Genomic DNA, 16,346 nt, shown 5'->3' with positions numbered 1-16,346 from the left:
GCCGCCGCGCCGCGCGGCCGCGGCACCCGCTGCGGCCTGCGCCGCGGCGGGACCGCCGGTCGGGGCGGGCGCGCCCGGCTTGCTCGGAGCCTTCTTGCCGCCCTGGGCGACGTCGACGGGCAGCATGACCAGCGCGGTCGTGCCACCGGAGTCGGAGGGGCGGAGCTGGATGCGGATGCCGTGTCGCTGCGACAGACGGCCGACCACGAACAGACCCATGCGGCGGGAGACCGAGACGTCCACGGTGGGCGGCGAGGCGAGCCGCTCGTTGATCGCGGCGAGGTCCTCGGGGGAGAGGCCGATGCCGGTGTCGTGGATCTCGATGAGCACGCGGCCGTCGGGCAGCGCGTGACCGGTCACCTTGACCTTGGTCTGCGGCGAGGAGAACGAGGTCGCGTTCTCGAGCAGCTCGGCGAGGAGGTGCACGAGGTCGTTGACGACGCGTCCCGCGACCTCGGTCGAGGGCACGGCGGACAGCTCGATGCGCTCGTACTGCTCCACCTCGGACGCGGCGGCGCGCAGCACGTCGACGAGGGGGACGGGGCGGGTCCAGCGGCGGCCCGGCTCCTCACCGGCGAGGACGAGGAGGTTCTCGCCGTTACGGCGCATGCGGGTCGCGAGGTGGTCGAGCTTGAACAGCGAGGAGAGCTGGTCGGGGTCGGCCTCGCGGGACTCCAGCTCGGAGATGAGCGAGAGCTGGCGCTGGATGAGGCCCTGGGAGCGGCGCGAGAGGTTGGTGAACATCGCGTTGACGTTGCCCCGCAGGAGGGCCTGCTCGGCGGCGAGGCGGACGGCCTCGCGGTGCACGTCGTCGAAGGCCGCGGCCACCTGGCCGATCTCGTCCCGGGAGTGCACACCGACCGACTCCACGGACGTGTCGACGTCCTGCGGGTCGGACTCGGAGAGCTGCTTGACCAGCTCGGGCAGGCGGTCCTGGGCGACCTTGGTGGCGGTGTCCTGGAGCCGGCGCAGCGAGCGGATCATGGACCGGGCCACGACGAAGGCGCCGACGAGCGAGACGCCGAGGACGAGCAGGATGAGCGCGCCGTTGAGGATGGCCTGCTGCTCGGACTCGTTCCTGAGCGAACGGGCCTTCTGCTCCATCTCGTCGAGCAGCGTCAGCTCGATCTTCGACATCTCCGAGATCTTGGTGGAGTCGGAGTCCACCCAGTCCTTGTAGGAGCGCTTGCCGCGGAGCTTGATGCCGCCCTCCTGCTCAAGCACGCGCTTGGCATAGGAGTTGGCGGCCTGGATGGCGGAGTTGCCCTCGCTGATGGGCTTCAGGAGCTCCTCGCGGTCACCGGTGTAGATCCGGTTGAAGGACTGGAGCTCCGAGCCCTCCTTGTCGAGCGCGGAGAACGCGTAGCGGCGGTCGGTCTCGGAGAGCTTGCCGAACTCGCGGTTGTTCGGGGGCAGCGCGGCCGCGATGACGGCGCGCTGCACGGAGGCGTACTCCTTGGCGGAGGAGAACGCGGCGAGCGCGCGGGTGCGCTGGATCATGTCCGGGTTGCTGGTCGCCTGCGCCATGTCCTCGGAGAGCGCGAGGAGCTGCTCGATGAGCTGGCTGTAGGCGTCGACCGTCTGCGAGACCGACTTGGCGTCGGCGTACGCGTTGCGGCGTACGTCGCTGATCTTCTGGAGCTGCTGGGTGATCTGGATGGTGCTCTGCCGCACACCCACGAGGCCCTTGTCGCTCTCGCTGTCGTCCAGCTGCTGCGTGCCCCGAAGGAAGTTCTTGTAGGCCCGGTCCGTCTTCTCCCGGGAGCCCTTGACGACGAAGTCCGTGTCCTTCGCGCCGTGCGCGAGCGGCCCCGCCGACTGGTCGCGCTCCTCCTGGAGCGCGGCGGCCAGGTCGGTGGCCTGCTTGGTCATGTCGGTCAGCAGCTTCATGTTGTCGAGCTGCTCGATCTCGTCCATCGACGAGTTGATACGCAGGGCGCCCAGCGAGGTCGCCGCGATGACGGGCAGTGCCAGGAGCGAGACCAGACGGGTCGAGATGCGCCAGTTGCGCAGGGCTATTCGCGGGCCGGGACCCGGGGGTGTCTTGGAACCCTTGGGCAGGGCTCCGCCCGTGGCCGGGCCCGAGCCCGGGGCACCCGCGCCGCCGTCACCGGACTGCACCTGTCCCGGGTTCTGGGCGTGCTGGGCCGAGGAGCCGCGGTCACTTCCGCCGCGCGCGCCTTCCTGCGCGGCTTCCCCACGGCCCTGGCGGGCCTGGGGAGACCCCTTGCCATCCCTCTTGAAACGTCCCTGCACTAGCGTCGCAACCTCTGGACCAGGCGTCCTGCCGCGTGGCGGCGGGACGGTGTCGGCGTCTCGGGGCGCCAGGCACCCCTTGGTGGTCGTGAGACCGGCGCTGCTCCCCCTTCCCGCCGCCACTCGGCGCTGCGTTGCGCCCCTGTGCGCCGGTTCGATCCCGCGGCGGTCCCGGGAATTCCAGCACAGTGCAGGATCTCCAACAAGGCCCGTGGGCCAGGCCATGAACTCCGTGACAGCACGTGATTGGCGCGTTACGAGACGTAGAAAGTGAAGTCGCCCATAACGGACGTTTCCGTACGAGAACCTCGGTCGTAGCGGGTGTCCCAGTCTTCATGATCAGGAGCGGAATGAGGCCTTCAGGTGGACAATGTCCGTTTTCAAAGGGCGGACCACTAGCCGGAATTGACCCTTTTGCCCGCTCCTCAGTGAGCAAACTCACATGAAGATCATGGCCTCTTCTGGACTTTGGTCGGGAATTGAATGTTTAGCCTGACGCTTTACAGGGATGGCGAAACCGACAACCGGCGTCCACTCGACGGACGCCCCAACCGACAGGGTCCGAACGGCAGATGAAGTCCACGCTGATGTTCCGCAACATAGCCAACCCCCGCCGCACCACCCTCGCGCACCTCGAGGACGCCGAAGACGTGCAGCCCGCGGCCGACCAGCCGGAGCACCCCGTAGACCTCCCCACCCAGACGGCCAACCCCCGCCGCACGGTCCTGATGGAAGCGCCGTAAGACGAAGAGCGGCGCCCGGCAGGAAATAGCCCGTCCGGCGCTTGAGGACGAGCCGCGAAGCGGCGATCAGGGGGAAAGGGGCGAAGCCCCATAGACTCGGGGCGACACACTCCACCCAAACGCAAGGGGCCCCGTTGCGCATCGCCAGATTCTCCATCGACGGCAATGTCGCCTTCGGCGCGGTCGAGGGCGAAGCTCCCCCCGGATCCACCGAAGGGCTCGTCCTCAACATCATCAAGGGCATCCCGTTCGCGGACTTCGAGCTCTCCGGCACCCGGGTCCCCCTCGACAAGGTCCGCCTCCTGCCGCCCGTGCTGCCGAACAAGGTCGTGGCCATCGGCCGCAACTACGCGGAGCACGTCGCGGAACTCGGTAACGCCCTCGTCGACGATCAAGGCCGTCCGGACGCCCCGGTCGCCTTCTTCAAGCCGTCCACCTCCGTGACCGGCCCCGGCGACCCCATCGAGTACCCCTCCTTCTCCCAGGAGGTGCACTACGAGGCCGAGCTGGCCGTCGTCATCGGCCGGATGTGCCGCGAGGTCCCGCGCGAGCGCGTGGCCGACGTCATCCTCGGCTACACCTGCGCCAACGACGTCACCGCGCGCGACGTACAGAAGCGCGAGAAGCAGTGGGCGCGCGCCAAGGGCTTCGACAGCGCGTGCCCGCTCGGCCCCTGGGTGGAGACCGACATCGACCTGGCGCGCGCCGCCGACCTCACCATCCAGTGCACGGTCAACGGCGAGCAGCGCCAGCTCGGGCGCACCGCGGACATGATCCGTCCCATCGAGGACCTCATCGTCCACATCACCGAGGCCATGACGCTGCTCCCCGGCGACGTCGTCCTCACGGGCACCCCGGCAGGGGTCGGCCCGCTCAACGTCGGCGACGAGGTCGCCGTCACCATCGAAGGCATCGGCACTCTCACCAACAAGGTGATCAAGCGTGGCTAACGCGACGAACGTACGCGTACGTTTCTGTCCCTCCCCGACCGGCAACCCCCACGTGGGCCTGGTCCGCACCGCCCTGTTCAACTGGGCCTACGCCCGGCACCACGGCGGCACCCTGGTCTTCCGCATCGAGGACACCGACGCGGCTCGTGACTCCGAGGAGTCCTACGAGCAGCTCCTGGACTCGATGCGCTGGCTGGGCTTCGACTGGGACGAGGGCCCCGAGGTCGGCGGCCCGCACGCGCCGTACCGGCAGTCGCAGCGCATGGACATCTACCGCGACATCGCCGAGAAGCTGCTCGCCGGCGGCTACGCGTACCCCTGCTACTGCACCACCGAAGAGCTCGACCAGCGTCGCGAGGCAGCCCGCGCCGCCGGAAAGCCCTCCGGGTACGACGGCCACTGCCGCGACCTGAGCGCCGAGCAGAAGCAGGCGTACGAGGCCGAGGGCCGCAGCCACATCGTGCGCTTCCGGATGCCCGACGAGGCGACCACCTTCACGGACCTGGTCCGCGGCGACATCACCGTCCAGGCGGAGAACGTCACCGACTACGGCATCGTCCGCGCGAACGGCGCTCCCCTCTACACGCTGGTCAACCCGGTCGACGACGCCCTCATGGAGATCACCCACGTCCTGCGCGGCGAGGACCTGCTCTCCTCCACCCCGCGCCAGATCGCGCTCTACAAGGCGCTGATCGAGCTGGGCGTCGCCAAGGAGATCCCCGCCTTCGGCCACCTGCCGTACGTGATGGGCGAGGGCAACAAGAAGCTCTCCAAGCGCGACCCGCAGGCCTCCCTCAACGTCTACAGGGAGCGCGGTTTCCTCCCCGAGGGCCTGCTCAACTACCTCTCCCTGCTCGGCTGGTCCCTCTCCGCCGACCAGGACATCTTCACGGCGGACGAGATGATCGCCGCCTTCGACGTGGCCGACGTGAACCCCAACCCGGCGCGCTTCGACCTCAAGAAGTGCGAGGCGATCAACGCCGACCACATCCGCCTGCTCGACGTGAAGGACTTCGCCGAGCGCTGCGCCCCCTGGCTCAAGGCCCCCTTCGCCCCCTGGGCGCCGGAGAGCTTCGACCAGGACAAGTGGGACGCGATCGCCCCGCACGCGCAGACCCGCATCAAGGTCCTCTCCGAGATCACGGACAACGTCGACTTCCTGTTCCTGCCGGAGCCGGTCTTCGACGAGGCGTCCTGGACGAAGGCCATGAAGGAGGGCAGCGACGCCCTGCTCCGCACGGCCCGCGAGAAGCTCGCCGCGGCCGACTGGTCCAGCGCGGAGTCCCTGAAGGAGGCCGTCCTGGCCGCCGGCGAGGCCCACGGCCTCAAGCTCGGCAAGGCCCAGGCCCCCGTCCGCGTCGCCGTCACCGGCCGCACGGTCGGCCTGCCCCTCTTCGAGTCCCTGGAGATCCTGGGCAAGGACGTCACGCTGGCCCGCGTCGACGCGGCCCTGGCCAAGCTCACCGCGTAACCGCGCAGGCACGTCACGTACGAAGGGCCCGGAAGCCACCATGGCCTCCGGGCCCTTCGCGTACGTTCGAAGCATGCCGATCAACGCCGGACCGCTCGAAGCCGTGCCGCTCGAAGCCGTGTCGATCAAAGCCGTTGTCTGGGACATCGACGACACGATCTTCGACTACGCGCACGCCGACACCGAGGGCATCCGCGCCCACCTCGTCGCCGAGGACCTCCTGGCCAGGTACGGCACGGCCGCGGAGGCCCTCACGCTGTGGAAGCAGACCACCGAGCGCCACTGGGCCCGCTTCGGCGCCGGCGAGGTCGACTTCGAGACGCAGCGCCGCGACCGCGTACGCGACTTCGTGGGCGCCGCGCTCGACGACACCGAGGCCGACGCCTGGTTCGCCCGCTACCGCACGCACTACGAAGCCGCCTGGACCCTCTTCCCGGACACCGTCCCGACCCTGGACGCGCTCGCCGACCGCTACCGGCACGCGGTCCTGTCCAACTCCGCCCACGCCGTGCAGGACCACAAGCTCCGCACCCTCGGTGTGCGCGACCGCTTCGAGGCCCTCCTGTGCGCCGCCGACCTGGGCGTTTCCAAGCCCGCGGCGGAGGCGTTCCACGCCGTCTGCGAGGAGCTCGGCCTCGCGCCGGCGGAGATCGCGTACGTCGGCGACCAGCCGGAGATCGACGCGCGCGGAGCCCGCGACGCGGGCCTGCTCGGCATCTGGCTCGACCGCAACGGCTCGGCGCAGGAAGGCCCGTCGGGCATCCACCGCATCGCCGCTCTCACCGAGCTTCCCGCGCTGTTGCGGGCCGATACCCGTTTTGGAGCGCCGTCCACCTTCGGGTAATGTTCTTCCTGCGCCGCCCGAGAGGGCCGAAAGGTCCGGCCGGGAAGCGCAAGTCAAGCAAAACCCCCATAGGGGGTTGCGCTTTGATGGCCTATGGTGTAATTGGCAGCACGACGGTTTCTGGTTCCGTTAGTCTAGGTTCGAGTCCTGGTAGGCCAGCTCGCAGAGCTCATCTGCAACTGCGGATCATTGATTCGCAAAGCCCCCGTTGTGTAGCGGCCTAGCACGCTGCCCTCTCAAGGCAGTAGCGCCGGTTCGAATCCGGTCGGGGGTACAGATCCTTCCCGTGAGGACAGTTCGGGTCGCACCCACTGACCTCAATGCAGGATCGCTAGGGCCCCCGTTGTGTAGCGGCCTAGCACGCCGCCCTCTCAAGGCGGTAGCGCCGGTTCGAATCCGGTCGGGGGTACTGTGGTCTGGTCTAGACCACCAGTGGGCTATGGTGTAATTGGCAACACGAAGGTTTCTGGTTCCTTTGTTCTAGGTTCGAGTCCTGGTAGCCCAGCGCAGTAACAGCAGTACGAGCAAGCCCCCGTTGTGTAGCGGCCTAGCACGCCGCCCTCTCAAGGCGGTAGCGCCGGTTCGAATCCGGTCGGGGGTACGCAACGAAGAAGCCCTCCCCGGCAGGGGAGGGCTTCTTCGCGTGTTCAGTACGTCGCGTACGTGACGTGAGGCGCCCCCAACTCCGGCCCGCCGCTGCGGCGTTGGAGCCACGGGCCGGGAGTGGGGAAGCGCGGAACGTCAACAGGCGCGGCGCGCAGGCACCGCGCGCAGGTGTCAGCCGGTGCGGCGCAGCGCCTCGGAGAGGCGGCCGGCGGCGTCGATGACCGCCTGGGCGTGCATCCGGCCCGGGTGGCGCGTCAGACGCTCGATCGGTCCGGAGACCGAGACGGCCGCCACCACGCGGTTCGACGGGCCGCGCACCGGCGCCGACACCGACGCCACCCCCGGCTCGCGCTCACCGATCGACTGCGCCCAGCCACGGCGGCGTACCCCCGAAAGCGCCGTCGCCGTGAAGCGCGCGCCCTGCAGGCCGCGGTGCAGCCGCTCGGGCTCCTCCCAGGCCATCAGGATCTGCGCCGAAGAGCCCGCCTTCATCGTGAGCGTCGAACCCACGGGAACCGTGTCCCGCAGACCCGAGAGCCGCTCGGCGGCGGCCACGCAGATGCGCATGTCGCCCTGCCGCCGATACAGCTGCGCGCTCTCGCCCGTCACGTCCCGCAAATGCGTGAGCACCGGCCCCGCCGTCGCGAGCAGCCGGTCCTCGCCCGCCGCCGCGGCCAGCTCGGCCAGGCGCGGGCCCAGAATGAACCGGCCCTGCATGTCCCGCGCCACCATCCGGTGGTGTTCCAGAGCCACGGCCAGACGATGGGCCGTGGGTCGTGCCAGCCCGGTGGCCGCGACCAACCCGGCAAGGGTGGCGGGACCGGACTCCAGGGCGCTCAAGACAAGGGCTGCCTTGTCGAGAACGCCGACGCCGCTAGAGTTGTCCATGAAACGATACTCGCGTCTCACTCTGTGAAACGCAAGTTCAAAATCTCCGGGAACCCGCCACTCTGTAGGAGCGGTCCGCGGACCAACGGACGCGCGGCCGACGACCGATACGGAAGTCACGAGGGGTACGGCGTCGGCGAACTGATTCTCTAGTTGGGCCGGCGCACGACGCCGGTCGGAGGGAAAGCGATGGGTAGGACTCTCGCGGAGAAGGTCTGGGACGACCACGTCGTCCGGCGCGCAGAAGGCGAGCCCGACCTCCTCTTCATCGATCTGCACCTGCTGCACGAGGTGACCAGCCCCCAGGCCTTCGACGGCCTCCGGCAGGCCGGCCGCCAGGTACGGCGCCTCGATCTCACCATCGCCACCGAGGATCACAACACCCCGACCCTCGACATCGACAAGCCCATCGCGGACCCGGTCTCCCGGGCCCAGCTGGAGACGCTGCGCAAGAACTGCGCCGAGTTCGGCGTCCGGCTGCACCCCCTGGGCGACGTCGAACAGGGCGTCGTCCACGTAGTGGGACCGCAGCTGGGACTGACCCAGCCGGGCACGACCGTGGTGTGCGGCGACTCCCACACCTCCACGCACGGCGCCTTCGGCGCGCTGGCCTTCGGCATCGGCACCTCGCAGGTCGAGCACGTGCTCGCCACCCAGACGCTGCCCCTGGCCCGCCCGAAGACCATGGCCATCACCATCGACGGCGAACTGCCCGACGGCGTCACCGCCAAGGACCTGATCCTCGCCATCATCGCCAAGATCGGCACCGGCGGTGGCCAGGGCTACATCCTGGAGTACCGCGGCCCGGCCATCGAGAAGCTCTCGATGGAAGCCCGCATGACCATCTGCAACATGTCGATCGAGGCCGGCGCCCGCGCGGGCATGATCGCCCCGGACGAGACGACCTTCGCGTACATCAAGGACCGCGCGCACGCCCCGCAGGGCGCGGACTGGGACGAGGCCGTCGCGTACTGGAAGACGCTGCGCACCGACGACGACGCGGTCTTCGACGCCGAGGTCTACATCGACGCCGCCGCCCTGTCGCCGTTCGTCACCTGGGGCACCAACCCGGGCCAGGGCCTGCCCCTGTCGGCCAACGTCCCCGACCCGGCTTCGTACGAGGACGCTTCGGAGCGGCTCGCCGCCGAAAAGGCCCTGGAATACATGGGGTTGAGCGCCGGACAGCGGCTGCGCGACATCAAGGTGGACACCGTCTTCGTAGGCTCGTGCACCAACGGCCGTATCGAAGACCTGCGATCGGCCGCCGCCGTGCTCGAGGGGCGCAAAGTCGCCGACGGCGTACGGATGCTGGTCGTGCCCGGCTCGGTGCGGGTCGCCCTGCAGGCCGTCGAGGAGGGCCTGGACAAGGTGTTCATCGCGGCCGGCGCCGAATGGCGGCACGCGGGCTGCTCGATGTGCCTGGGCATGAACCCCGACCAACTGGCCCCCGGCGAGCGTTCCGCGTCCACCTCCAACCGCAACTTCGAGGGCCGGCAGGGCAAGGGCGGGCGCACCCATCTGGTCTCCCCGCAGGTCGCCGCCGCCACCGCGGTCACGGGCCTGCTCGCCTCGCCCGCCGACCTCGCCGACGCCCCCACCACCGCCGGAGTCTGATCAGCCATGGAAGCCTTCACCACGCACACCGGCCGGGCCGTACCGCTGCGCCGCAGCAACGTCGACACCGACCAGATCATCCCGGCCCACTGGCTGAAGAAGGTCACCCGGGACGGTTTCGAGGACGGGCTCTTCGAGGCCTGGCGCAAGGACCCCGACTTCGTGCTCAACAAGCCCGAGCGGCAGGGGGCCACGGTGCTGGTCGCCGGCCCCGACTTCGGCACCGGGTCCTCCCGCGAGCACGCCGTCTGGGCGCTCCAGAACTACGGCTTCAAGACCGTCATCTCCTCCCGCTTCGCCGACATCTTCCGCGGCAACTCGCTCAAGAACGGCCTGCTCACGGTGGTTCTGGAGCAGTCCACGGTCGACGAGCTGTGGGCCCTGACGGACGCGGACCCGCAGGCCGAGATCACAGTTGACCTGCACGAACGCCAAGTCCGCGCCCCCGGCGTCACGGCCGCCTTCGAGCTGGACGAGAACGCCCGCTGGCGGCTCCTGAACGGCCTGGACGACATCAGCATCACGCTCCAGAACGAGCAGGACATCTCGGCGTACGAGTCCGGGCGCCCCGCCCACAAGCCGCGCACGGTGCAGGCGGCCTGAGCCGACTCACCGGGGTGGCCGAACCCGGCCCCTCGATCCCGCTTCTCGGCACCCGATGTACCCCCATCCGTGGACGGTTGGGGGTACATCTGTGTCCGGTCCCGTTTGCCCCCCGATGACCTGAACGGGTGGTCTCAACTGCCTTGATCTGAAGGGGAGAAGAGGCCGGAAATCCACTTGCACGCAGTGGGTGCGGGTATCCTCAGATGGGCGCCGGAGGTGGGTAGTTACCCCCTGCGGAGGCGACAACTCGCCCCAGATGGCACAATCGGTGCATGGGACGCGACGACCAACTCGAGCTCTACGGACTCGTGGCGGACCAGTTGAAGGAAGCGCACTCCCGAGTGCGCGCACTGCAAGTCCCGGAGGGCGTACGGATGGCGCTGACCCGGAAGCTGCTGGTCATTACGGCCGCGGCCAAACACGATCTCGCCGATGCGGCAAGGCGTCTGGAGCGATTGATGGCGTCCCTCGACGAAGCCGACGAGGGCCGAATCCCTGAAGACAGCTGAGCGGCAGGCCTCAACGGGCCTTCGAGGAACTCCTCGAGAGTCCAGGTCGTTGCGGCACAAGGGTGATTAGCCCGTTTCGTGTTTGATTTGCGGTATATATCTGCCTAACGTGCGAAAAAGCCTGGCACATTCGCTCAGGCAATGTCTCCGAAGGGGAAGACGTGAACAAGGCACAGCTCGTAGAAGCGATTGCCGACAAGGTCGGTGGCCGTCAGCAGGCCGCCGACGCCGTGGACGCGGTTCTGGACGCCGTCGTCCGTGCCGTCGTCAGCGGAGACCGTGTTTCGGTCACTGGTTTCGGCTCGTTCGAGAAGGTCGACCGTCCGGCCCGGTACGCCCGCAACCCGCAGACCGGGGAGCGCGTCCGGGTCAAGAAGACCTCGGTGCCCCGCTTCCGCGCGGGTCAGGGCTTCAAGGACCTGGTGAGCGGCTCGAAGAAGCTCCCGAAGAACGACGTGGCGGTCAAGAAGGCGCCCAAGGGCAGCCTGTCGGGCGGCGCTTCGGCGACGGTCAAGAAGGCGGCGGCCAAGAAGGCCACCACCGCCAAGAAGGCGGCGGCGAAGAAGACCACCGCCAAGAAGACCGTCGCGAAGAAGGCCACCACCGCCAAGAAGGCGACGGCCAAGAAGACCACCGCCAAGAAGGCGGCGAAGACGGCCACGGCCAAGAAGACCACGGCCAAGAAGACCGCCAAGGCGGCCACGGCGAAGAAGACCACCGCCAAGAAGGCGGCGGCCAAGAAGGCTCCCGCCAAGAAGGCCACCGCCAAGAAGGCGCCCGCCAAGAAGTCCACGGCGCGCAAGACGACCGCCAAGAAGGCCACCGCCCGCAAGAAGTAAGGGCACAGGGCACTCACGCGCCGGGCCGGGCTCCCCTCGGGGGAGCCCGGCCCGCGGCGTGCGTGGGGCCCTGCGGGGCGGCCCGGGGGCTGTGGCTCGCCGGATCGCCGCTAGAACGTCTGCAGGGTCACCAACGTGATGCGGCGCCGCTCGGCCTCGCCGGTCACCTCGATGCGTACGCGCTGGCCGGGCCGCAGGAGGCGGAGGCCGCCCGCGTCGAAGGCGGGGGCGTCGAACGGGACGGGGGTGCCGTCGTCGAGGAGGACGCTGCCGGTGCGGGTTTCGGAGTCGTACGTGTACGCGGTGGCCTGCATGGAGGCAGCGTACTCAGTCCGGGATCAGCAGCCCCGCGGCGGCGGTGGCCGTGTGCGGGCCCACGCCGAGGGCGAGCGCGGCGCGCAGGTCCTCGCCGGTGTCCACGTCCTGGCGTACGGAACCGACGCCGTGAAGGCCCAGTTCCGCGGCGCCGGAGTCCAGGTGGCGGGCGCGCGACGCGGCGCCGAATTGGGGGCGCAATTCCGTGCCGGGGCCCACGGAGAGCAAGGTCGTGCCGATTTCGGCGGTGTCCGGGAGAAAGGCCCGGGGGAATTGGGCGGCGGCATCGAGGACCCGGGCCAATTCATGGGACCGCAACGCGGGCAGATCGGCGTTGAGAGCCGCCACGGGTGCCTGGGGGCGCGCGGCGCGCACCTGGTCCGCCGCGTACGCCAGAGCGGCGTTGAGCCCGTCCGCGGGGGCGTCCGGGACGACGCGGGCGCCGAGCGCGGCCAGTTCGCGGCCCGCCCGGGCGTCGTCCGTGACGACCACCACATTCCGCACCGACGGGCAGCCCACCGCCGCGGCCACCGTGTCCTGCGCGAACGCCAGGGCCAGCGCGGGCCGCAGGCCGTCGCCCGCGGCGGGCGCGAGGCGGCTCTTGGCCCGCTCGAGGGGCTTGAGCGGTATCACCAGGGTCCACTGCACACCGGGCTCCGTCCTTCGCGTCGGGCCCATTGTGACCTGCGGGAAAAAGACGGCGGCGGGCCGGGGTGCGCGGCCGGACGCCGGTACGGCGCGCGAATTCGGGGCGGGGAGGGGCGCGCAGGGGCGTGAAGGGGGGAGGGCGGACGGGTGGGCGTACGGTGTTCTCGACAGGACGGCAGCCCGGGGCGACACTTGTGCGGCCGACCAGGCTCATGGAGGAAGGTGTCCGAGTGTCCCGCCGCAGAATCGGCTTCTGGTACCGCCTGGCGGCGGTCATCGCTAAACCGCCGCTGGTGGTTCTGATCAAGCGGGACTGGCGGGGAATGGAGAACATTCCGGCCGACGGCGGTTTTATCACCGCCGTGAACCACAATTCGCATCTCGACCCGCTCGCGTACGCCCACTTTCAGTACAACACCGGTCGGGTCCCGCGATTCCTCGCCAAGGACGGGCTCTTCAAGAAGGGCTTCGTCGGGGCGTTCATGCGAGGCACCGGACAGATCCCGGTCTACCGCGAGACCACCAATGCGCTGAGCGCCTTCCGGGCCGCCATCGAGGCCGTCGAGCGCGGCGAATGCGTGGCGTTCTACCCCGAGGGCACCCTCACCCGCGACCCGGACCTGTGGCCCATGACGGCCAAGACGGGTGTCGCGCGCGTCGCGCTGCAGACCAAGTGCCCGGTCGTGCCCGTCGCCCAGTGGGGCGCCAACCACGTGCTGCCGCCGTACGCGAAGAAGCCCGACATCCTGCCCCGCAAGACGCACCACGTGCTCGTCGGCGAGCCGGTGGACCTGCAGCGCTTCTACGACAAGGAGATGACCCCGGACCTCCTGAAGGAGGCCACCGAGGCCATCATGGCGGCCATCACCGAGCTGCTCGCGGAACTGCGCGGCGAGCAGGCCCCGCAGAAGCGTTACGACCCGCGTGAGGTACGTCTCGCGCAGCGCCGCAAGGCCAAGGAGACCGGCGCCGCCGAAGGCGTCAGCAGCCGTACGGAGCAAGGCAGTTCGGAGGAGAGCAAGTGACCCGATCCCTGAAGGCCGCCGTCTTCGGAACCGGCTCGTGGGGGACGGCCTTCGGGATGGTCCTCGCCGACGCCGGCTGCGACGTCACCCTGTGGGCCCGCCGCGCCGAACTCGCCGACGCGGTCAACTCCACCCACACCAACCCGGACTACCTGCCGGGCGTCGAGCTGCCGCGGAACCTGACCGCCACCACCGACCCCGCCGAGGCCGCGGCCGGCGCCGACTTCACCGTGCTCGCCGTGCCCTCGCAGACACTGCGCGGCAACCTCGCCGCGTGGGCGCCGCTGCTCGCCCCCGACACGGTGCTCGTCTCGCTGATGAAGGGCGTCGAGCTGGGCTCCGCCATGCGCATGAGCGAGGTCATCGAGGACGTCACCAAGGCGCCCGCCGAGCGGATCGCCGTCGTCACCGGGCCCAACCTGGCCCGGGAGATCGCCGCCCGCCAGCCCGCCGCCTCCGTGGTCGCCTGCACCGACGAAACGGTCGCCCAGCGCCTCCAGGCCGCCTGCCACACCCCGTACTTCCGGCCGTACACGAACACCGACGTCGTCGGCTGCGAGCTCGGCGGCGCCGTGAAGAACGTCATCGGGCTCGCCGTCGGCATCGCGGACGGCATGGGGCTCGGCGACAACACCAAGGGCTCGCTCATCACGCGCGGGCTCGCCGAGACCACCCGGCTCGGCCTCGCCATGGGCGCGGACCCGCTCACCTTCTCCGGCCTCGCGGGCCTCGGGGACCTGGTGGCCACCTGCTCCTCGCCGCTCTCGCGCAACCACACCTTCGGCACCAACCTCGGCAAGGGCATGACCCTGCAGGAGACCATCGCGGTCACCAAGCAGACCGCGGAGGGCGTCAAGTCCTGCGAGTCCGTGCTCGATCTGGCCCGCAGGCACGGCGTCGACATGCCGATCACCGAGACGGTCGTGGGCATCGTGCACGAGGGCACGCCGCCTGTGGTCGCCCTCAAGGAGCTGATGTCGCGCAGCGCCAAGCCGGAACGCCGCTGACCCGCTGGTCACGGGCGGCACACTGACTCCGCTGGAGGCAGCGGGTACGCTCAACGCGATATGAGCAGCGAGAACCTCCCCCAGAGCCCCCGTAAGCCGCGTGTCGCCGTCGTGTTCGGCGGCCGCAGCTCGGAGCACGGCATCTCCGTCGTCACCGCCGGTGCCGTGCTGCGTGCCATCGACCGCAGCAAGTACGACGTGCTGCCGATCGGCATCACGACGGACGGGCGCTGGGCGCTGACGGCCGACGAGCCGGACCGCATGGCCATCACCGACCGCAAGGTCCCGAGCGTCACCGAGCTCGCCGAGTCCGCCGACGGCGGCGTCGTCCTGCCCGTCGACCCCGGCAACCGCGAGGTCGTCTACAGCGAGCCCGGCGCCGTGCCCAAGGCGCTCGGCGAGGTCGACGTGGTCTTCCCGATGCTGCACGGCCCGTACGGCGAGGACGGCACCCTCCAGGGGCTCCTGGAGCTGTCCGGCGTGCCGTACGTGGGCGCGGGCGTGCTCGCCTCGGCCGTCGGCCAGGACAAGGAGTACATGAAGCGGGTCTTCACCTCCTTCGGGCTGCCCGTCGGCCCGTACCTGGTGATCCGGCCCCGCGAGTGGCAGCGCGAGGAGAAGAGCGCCCGGCAGCGCGTCGCGGACTTCGCGGGCGAGCACGGCTGGCCGCTGTTCATCAAGCCCGCGCGCGCGGGCTCTTCGATCGGCATCACCAAGGTCGACTCCTTCGACGGCCTCGACGAGGCCATCGCGGAGGCCCAGCGGCACGACCCGAAGATCATCGTCGAGGCGCTCCTTCGCGGCCGCGAGATCGAGTGCGGCGTCCTGGAGTTCGAGGACGGCCCCCGCGCGAGCGTGCCCGCCGAGATCCCGCCCGTGCAGGCGCACGACTACTACGACTTCGAGGCGAAGTACATCGACTCGACGCCCGGCCTCGTGCCCGCCCCGCTGACGCCCGAGGAGACCGCCGAGGTGCAGCGGCTCGCGGTCGAGGCCTTCGAGGCCGCCTCCTGCGAGGGCCTGGTGCGCGCGGACTTCTTCCTCACCGAGGACGGCCGGTTCGTCATCAATGAGATCAACACCATGCCGGGCTTCACGCCGATCTCCATGTACCCGCAGATGTGGGAGAAGAGCGGCGTGGGTTACGCGGAGCTGGTGGACCGCCTCATCCAGGCGGCGCTCAACAGGTCCACCGGGCTGCGCTAGCGCGCGGCGCCTCCCCGTGCCCCTTTCGGGGTGCGGGGCTAGGCCACGCCCTTGGGGATGGTCTTCTTGATGGGGGCGGCGAAGTCCGTGAGCGGGCCGAGGCCGTCCCCCGTCCGCTCCTTCGGCAGGGTCACCTCTACGTAGGCGAGGCGCAGCCCGGTGGTGAAGACGTAGCTGCCGTCGTCGCGTTTCTGCAGCAGCCAGGCGACGCCGTTCACCTTCACGCCGTCCGACTTGGCCACATCGGGGTCGAGCATCTCCGGGGGCCGCTCCACGCCGCAGCGCAGTATGATCGCCGGGTCTCCCCACCCGGCGGTCAAGTCCGACTTGGGCCCGGGGTCGGTGCGCCCACGACCGTCGACCTTCTCAGGGAGCTGCTTGTGCAGATCCCGGCAGAGTCCCGCGGCCTTCGCGGCCGGGGACGGAACCACCACCGACCCCTCGTCGTCCGTTGATGAGCAGGCCGCTGTCGCGATCAGCAGTGCGAGAGCGGATGTGCCGATGAGACAGCGGCGCCGGAGACGGGGGAAGTTCACCGGGCCAGGGTAGACGGGGGCTACAAGTGCACGACCGGGCAGGTCAGGGTTCTGGTGATGCCGTCCACTTGCTGGACCTTGGCGACCACCATGCGGCCGAGTTCGTCGACCGTGTCCGCCTGCGCGCGCACGATGACATCGTAGGGACCGGTCACGTCCTCGGCCTGGATCACTCCCGGGATCTTGCCGATCAGCTCGGCGACGGTCGACGCCTTGCCGACCTCGGTCTGGATCAGGATGTACGCCTGTACCACGGAACCTCCAGGGCGGCCACGAGGATCAT

Annotated in this window: 17 protein-coding genes and 5 tRNA genes; 16 read left to right on the top strand and 6 right to left on the bottom strand. The window is 69.7% G+C overall.

Features of this window, described 5'->3' with window-relative positions; translation table 11 throughout:
* On the bottom strand, nucleotides 1–2,256 hold a 2,256-nt coding region (locus IEY91_RS35615; protein ID WP_189177117.1), incomplete at its 3' end, for a sensor histidine kinase.
* A gap of 572 nt (nucleotides 2,257–2,828) precedes the next feature.
* Between IEY91_RS35615 and IEY91_RS35610 the strand changes: the two genes are divergently transcribed.
* The 9 genes from IEY91_RS35610 (at nucleotide 2,829) to IEY91_RS35570 (ending at nucleotide 6,865) form a co-directional block, all read left to right on the top strand.
* Complete coding sequence (locus IEY91_RS35610) at nucleotides 2,829–2,999, top strand: hypothetical protein (RefSeq protein ID WP_189177116.1); 171 nt, start codon at nucleotides 2,829–2,831, stop codon at nucleotides 2,997–2,999.
* 134 nt (nucleotides 3,000–3,133) lie between these two features.
* Nucleotides 3,134–3,949, top strand: a complete 816-nt coding sequence (locus tag IEY91_RS35605) for a fumarylacetoacetate hydrolase family protein (RefSeq protein WP_164320197.1) — start codon at nucleotides 3,134–3,136, stop codon at nucleotides 3,947–3,949.
* Nucleotides 3,942–5,420, top strand: coding sequence for a glutamate--tRNA ligase (gene gltX / locus IEY91_RS35600; protein WP_164320194.1), 1,479 nt, complete (start codon nucleotides 3,942–3,944; stop codon nucleotides 5,418–5,420). The genes IEY91_RS35605 and gltX overlap by 8 nt, the downstream gene beginning before the upstream one ends.
* A gap of 118 nt (nucleotides 5,421–5,538) precedes the next feature.
* A complete protein-coding gene (locus tag IEY91_RS35595) occupies nucleotides 5,539–6,264 on the top strand; it encodes an HAD family hydrolase (protein WP_189177127.1) in 726 nt (241 codons plus the stop codon).
* An 87-nt stretch (nucleotides 6,265–6,351) separates the two neighbouring features.
* Nucleotides 6,352–6,423 (top strand) — tRNA-Gln (locus IEY91_RS35590).
* Between the two features lie 42 nt (nucleotides 6,424–6,465).
* Nucleotides 6,466–6,538: transfer RNA gene (locus IEY91_RS35585), tRNA-Glu, on the top strand.
* 62 nt (nucleotides 6,539–6,600) lie between these two features.
* Nucleotides 6,601–6,673: transfer RNA gene (locus tag IEY91_RS35580), tRNA-Glu, on the top strand.
* A gap of 24 nt (nucleotides 6,674–6,697) precedes the next feature.
* A tRNA-Gln gene (locus IEY91_RS35575) sits at nucleotides 6,698–6,769 on the top strand.
* Nucleotides 6,770–6,792: 23 nt separating this feature from the next.
* Nucleotides 6,793–6,865 (top strand) — tRNA-Glu (locus IEY91_RS35570).
* Between the two features lie 176 nt (nucleotides 6,866–7,041).
* On the opposite strand, the gene ndgR is transcribed toward IEY91_RS35570, so the two are convergent.
* Nucleotides 7,042–7,758 (bottom strand): IclR family transcriptional regulator NdgR, encoded by a 717-nt coding sequence (gene ndgR / locus IEY91_RS35565; protein ID WP_010984119.1) that lies wholly within the window; start codon nucleotides 7,756–7,758, stop codon nucleotides 7,042–7,044.
* Between the two features lie 189 nt (nucleotides 7,759–7,947).
* Between ndgR and leuC the strand changes: the two genes are divergently transcribed.
* The 4 genes from leuC to IEY91_RS35545 all read left to right on the top strand — a co-directional run bounded on the left by leuC (nucleotide 7,948) and on the right by IEY91_RS35545 (nucleotide 11,326).
* Complete coding sequence (gene leuC / locus IEY91_RS35560) at nucleotides 7,948–9,372, top strand: 3-isopropylmalate dehydratase large subunit (RefSeq protein WP_189177115.1); 1,425 nt, start codon at nucleotides 7,948–7,950, stop codon at nucleotides 9,370–9,372.
* Nucleotides 9,373–9,378: 6 nt separating this feature from the next.
* On the top strand, nucleotides 9,379–9,975 hold the full coding sequence (leuD, locus tag IEY91_RS35555; RefSeq protein WP_189177114.1) for a 3-isopropylmalate dehydratase small subunit: 597 nt from the start codon (nucleotides 9,379–9,381) through the stop codon (nucleotides 9,973–9,975).
* Nucleotides 9,976–10,250: 275 nt separating this feature from the next.
* Nucleotides 10,251–10,487, top strand: coding sequence for an SCO5555 family protein (locus tag IEY91_RS35550; protein ID WP_164320178.1), 237 nt, complete (start codon nucleotides 10,251–10,253; stop codon nucleotides 10,485–10,487).
* A gap of 161 nt (nucleotides 10,488–10,648) precedes the next feature.
* On the top strand, nucleotides 10,649–11,326 hold the full coding sequence (locus IEY91_RS35545) for an HU family DNA-binding protein (RefSeq protein ID WP_164320175.1): 678 nt from the start codon (nucleotides 10,649–10,651) through the stop codon (nucleotides 11,324–11,326).
* A gap of 110 nt (nucleotides 11,327–11,436) precedes the next feature.
* On the opposite strand, the gene IEY91_RS35540 is transcribed toward IEY91_RS35545, so the two are convergent.
* Both IEY91_RS35540 and cofC read right to left on the bottom strand, forming a co-directional pair.
* The gene (locus tag IEY91_RS35540; RefSeq protein WP_189177113.1) at nucleotides 11,437–11,640 is read right to left on the bottom strand and encodes a hypothetical protein; all 204 of its coding nucleotides are present in this window, start codon (nucleotides 11,638–11,640) and stop codon (nucleotides 11,437–11,439) included.
* A 13-nt stretch (nucleotides 11,641–11,653) separates the two neighbouring features.
* Nucleotides 11,654–12,289 (bottom strand): 2-phospho-L-lactate guanylyltransferase, encoded by a 636-nt coding sequence (cofC, locus tag IEY91_RS35535; protein WP_189177112.1) that lies wholly within the window; start codon nucleotides 12,287–12,289, stop codon nucleotides 11,654–11,656.
* Between the two features lie 230 nt (nucleotides 12,290–12,519).
* On the opposite strand from cofC, the gene IEY91_RS35530 reads away from it, so the two are divergent.
* From IEY91_RS35530 to IEY91_RS35520, 3 genes are read left to right on the top strand one after another with little or no spacing between them, the layout of a single operon-like run.
* Entirely contained in the window at nucleotides 12,520–13,314 is a 795-nt protein-coding gene (locus IEY91_RS35530) for a lysophospholipid acyltransferase family protein (RefSeq protein ID WP_164320165.1), read from the top strand.
* Entirely contained in the window at nucleotides 13,311–14,321 is a 1,011-nt protein-coding gene (locus tag IEY91_RS35525; protein WP_164320161.1) for an NAD(P)H-dependent glycerol-3-phosphate dehydrogenase, read from the top strand. The genes IEY91_RS35530 and IEY91_RS35525 overlap by 4 nt, the downstream gene beginning before the upstream one ends.
* Nucleotides 14,322–14,381: 60 nt before the next feature.
* Nucleotides 14,382–15,527 (top strand): D-alanine--D-alanine ligase family protein, encoded by a 1,146-nt coding sequence (locus IEY91_RS35520; RefSeq protein ID WP_164320158.1) that lies wholly within the window; start codon nucleotides 14,382–14,384, stop codon nucleotides 15,525–15,527.
* Nucleotides 15,528–15,565: 38 nt separating this feature from the next.
* Here the strand turns inward: IEY91_RS35520 and IEY91_RS35515 are convergent, their stop codons facing one another.
* Nucleotides 15,566–16,063 carry a DUF3515 domain-containing protein gene (locus tag IEY91_RS35515; protein ID WP_164320156.1) on the bottom strand — a complete coding sequence of 166 codons (498 nt, stop codon included), beginning with the start codon at nucleotides 16,061–16,063 and terminating at the stop codon, nucleotides 15,566–15,568.
* Between the two features lie 20 nt (nucleotides 16,064–16,083).
* Nucleotides 16,084–16,317: an Lrp/AsnC family transcriptional regulator gene (locus IEY91_RS35510; protein ID WP_016642988.1), complete on the bottom strand. Its 234-nt coding sequence runs from the start codon at nucleotides 16,315–16,317 to the stop codon at nucleotides 16,084–16,086.
* Nucleotides 16,318–16,346: the final 29 nt, after the last annotated feature.

It is taken from the genome of Streptomyces lasiicapitis (assembly GCF_014646335.1).
In the GTDB taxonomy this organism is placed as follows: domain Bacteria; phylum Actinomycetota; class Actinomycetes; order Streptomycetales; family Streptomycetaceae; genus Streptomyces; species Streptomyces lasiicapitis.
This window is presented reverse-complemented; position numbering and strand designations above follow the sequence as displayed.

What these genes read in the sequence shown, in the direction of transcription:
- IEY91_RS35540 (WP_189177113.1), bottom strand. Translation starts at nt 11,640, where the DNA reads ATGCAGGCCACCGCGTACACGTACGACTCCGAAACCCGCACCGGCAGC.
- leuD (WP_189177114.1), top strand. Translation starts at nt 9,379, where the DNA reads ATGGAAGCCTTCACCACGCACACCGGCCGGGCCGTACCGCTGCGCCGC.
- IEY91_RS35520 (WP_164320158.1), top strand. Translation starts at nt 14,382, where the DNA reads ATGAGCAGCGAGAACCTCCCCCAGAGCCCCCGTAAGCCGCGTGTCGCC.
- leuC (WP_189177115.1), top strand. Translation starts at nt 7,948, where the DNA reads ATGGGTAGGACTCTCGCGGAGAAGGTCTGGGACGACCACGTCGTCCGG.
- IEY91_RS35550 (WP_164320178.1), top strand. Translation starts at nt 10,251, where the DNA reads ATGGGACGCGACGACCAACTCGAGCTCTACGGACTCGTGGCGGACCAG.
- IEY91_RS35610 (WP_189177116.1), top strand. Translation starts at nt 2,829, where the DNA reads ATGAAGTCCACGCTGATGTTCCGCAACATAGCCAACCCCCGCCGCACC.
- ndgR (WP_010984119.1), bottom strand. Translation starts at nt 7,758, where the DNA reads ATGGACAACTCTAGCGGCGTCGGCGTTCTCGACAAGGCAGCCCTTGTC.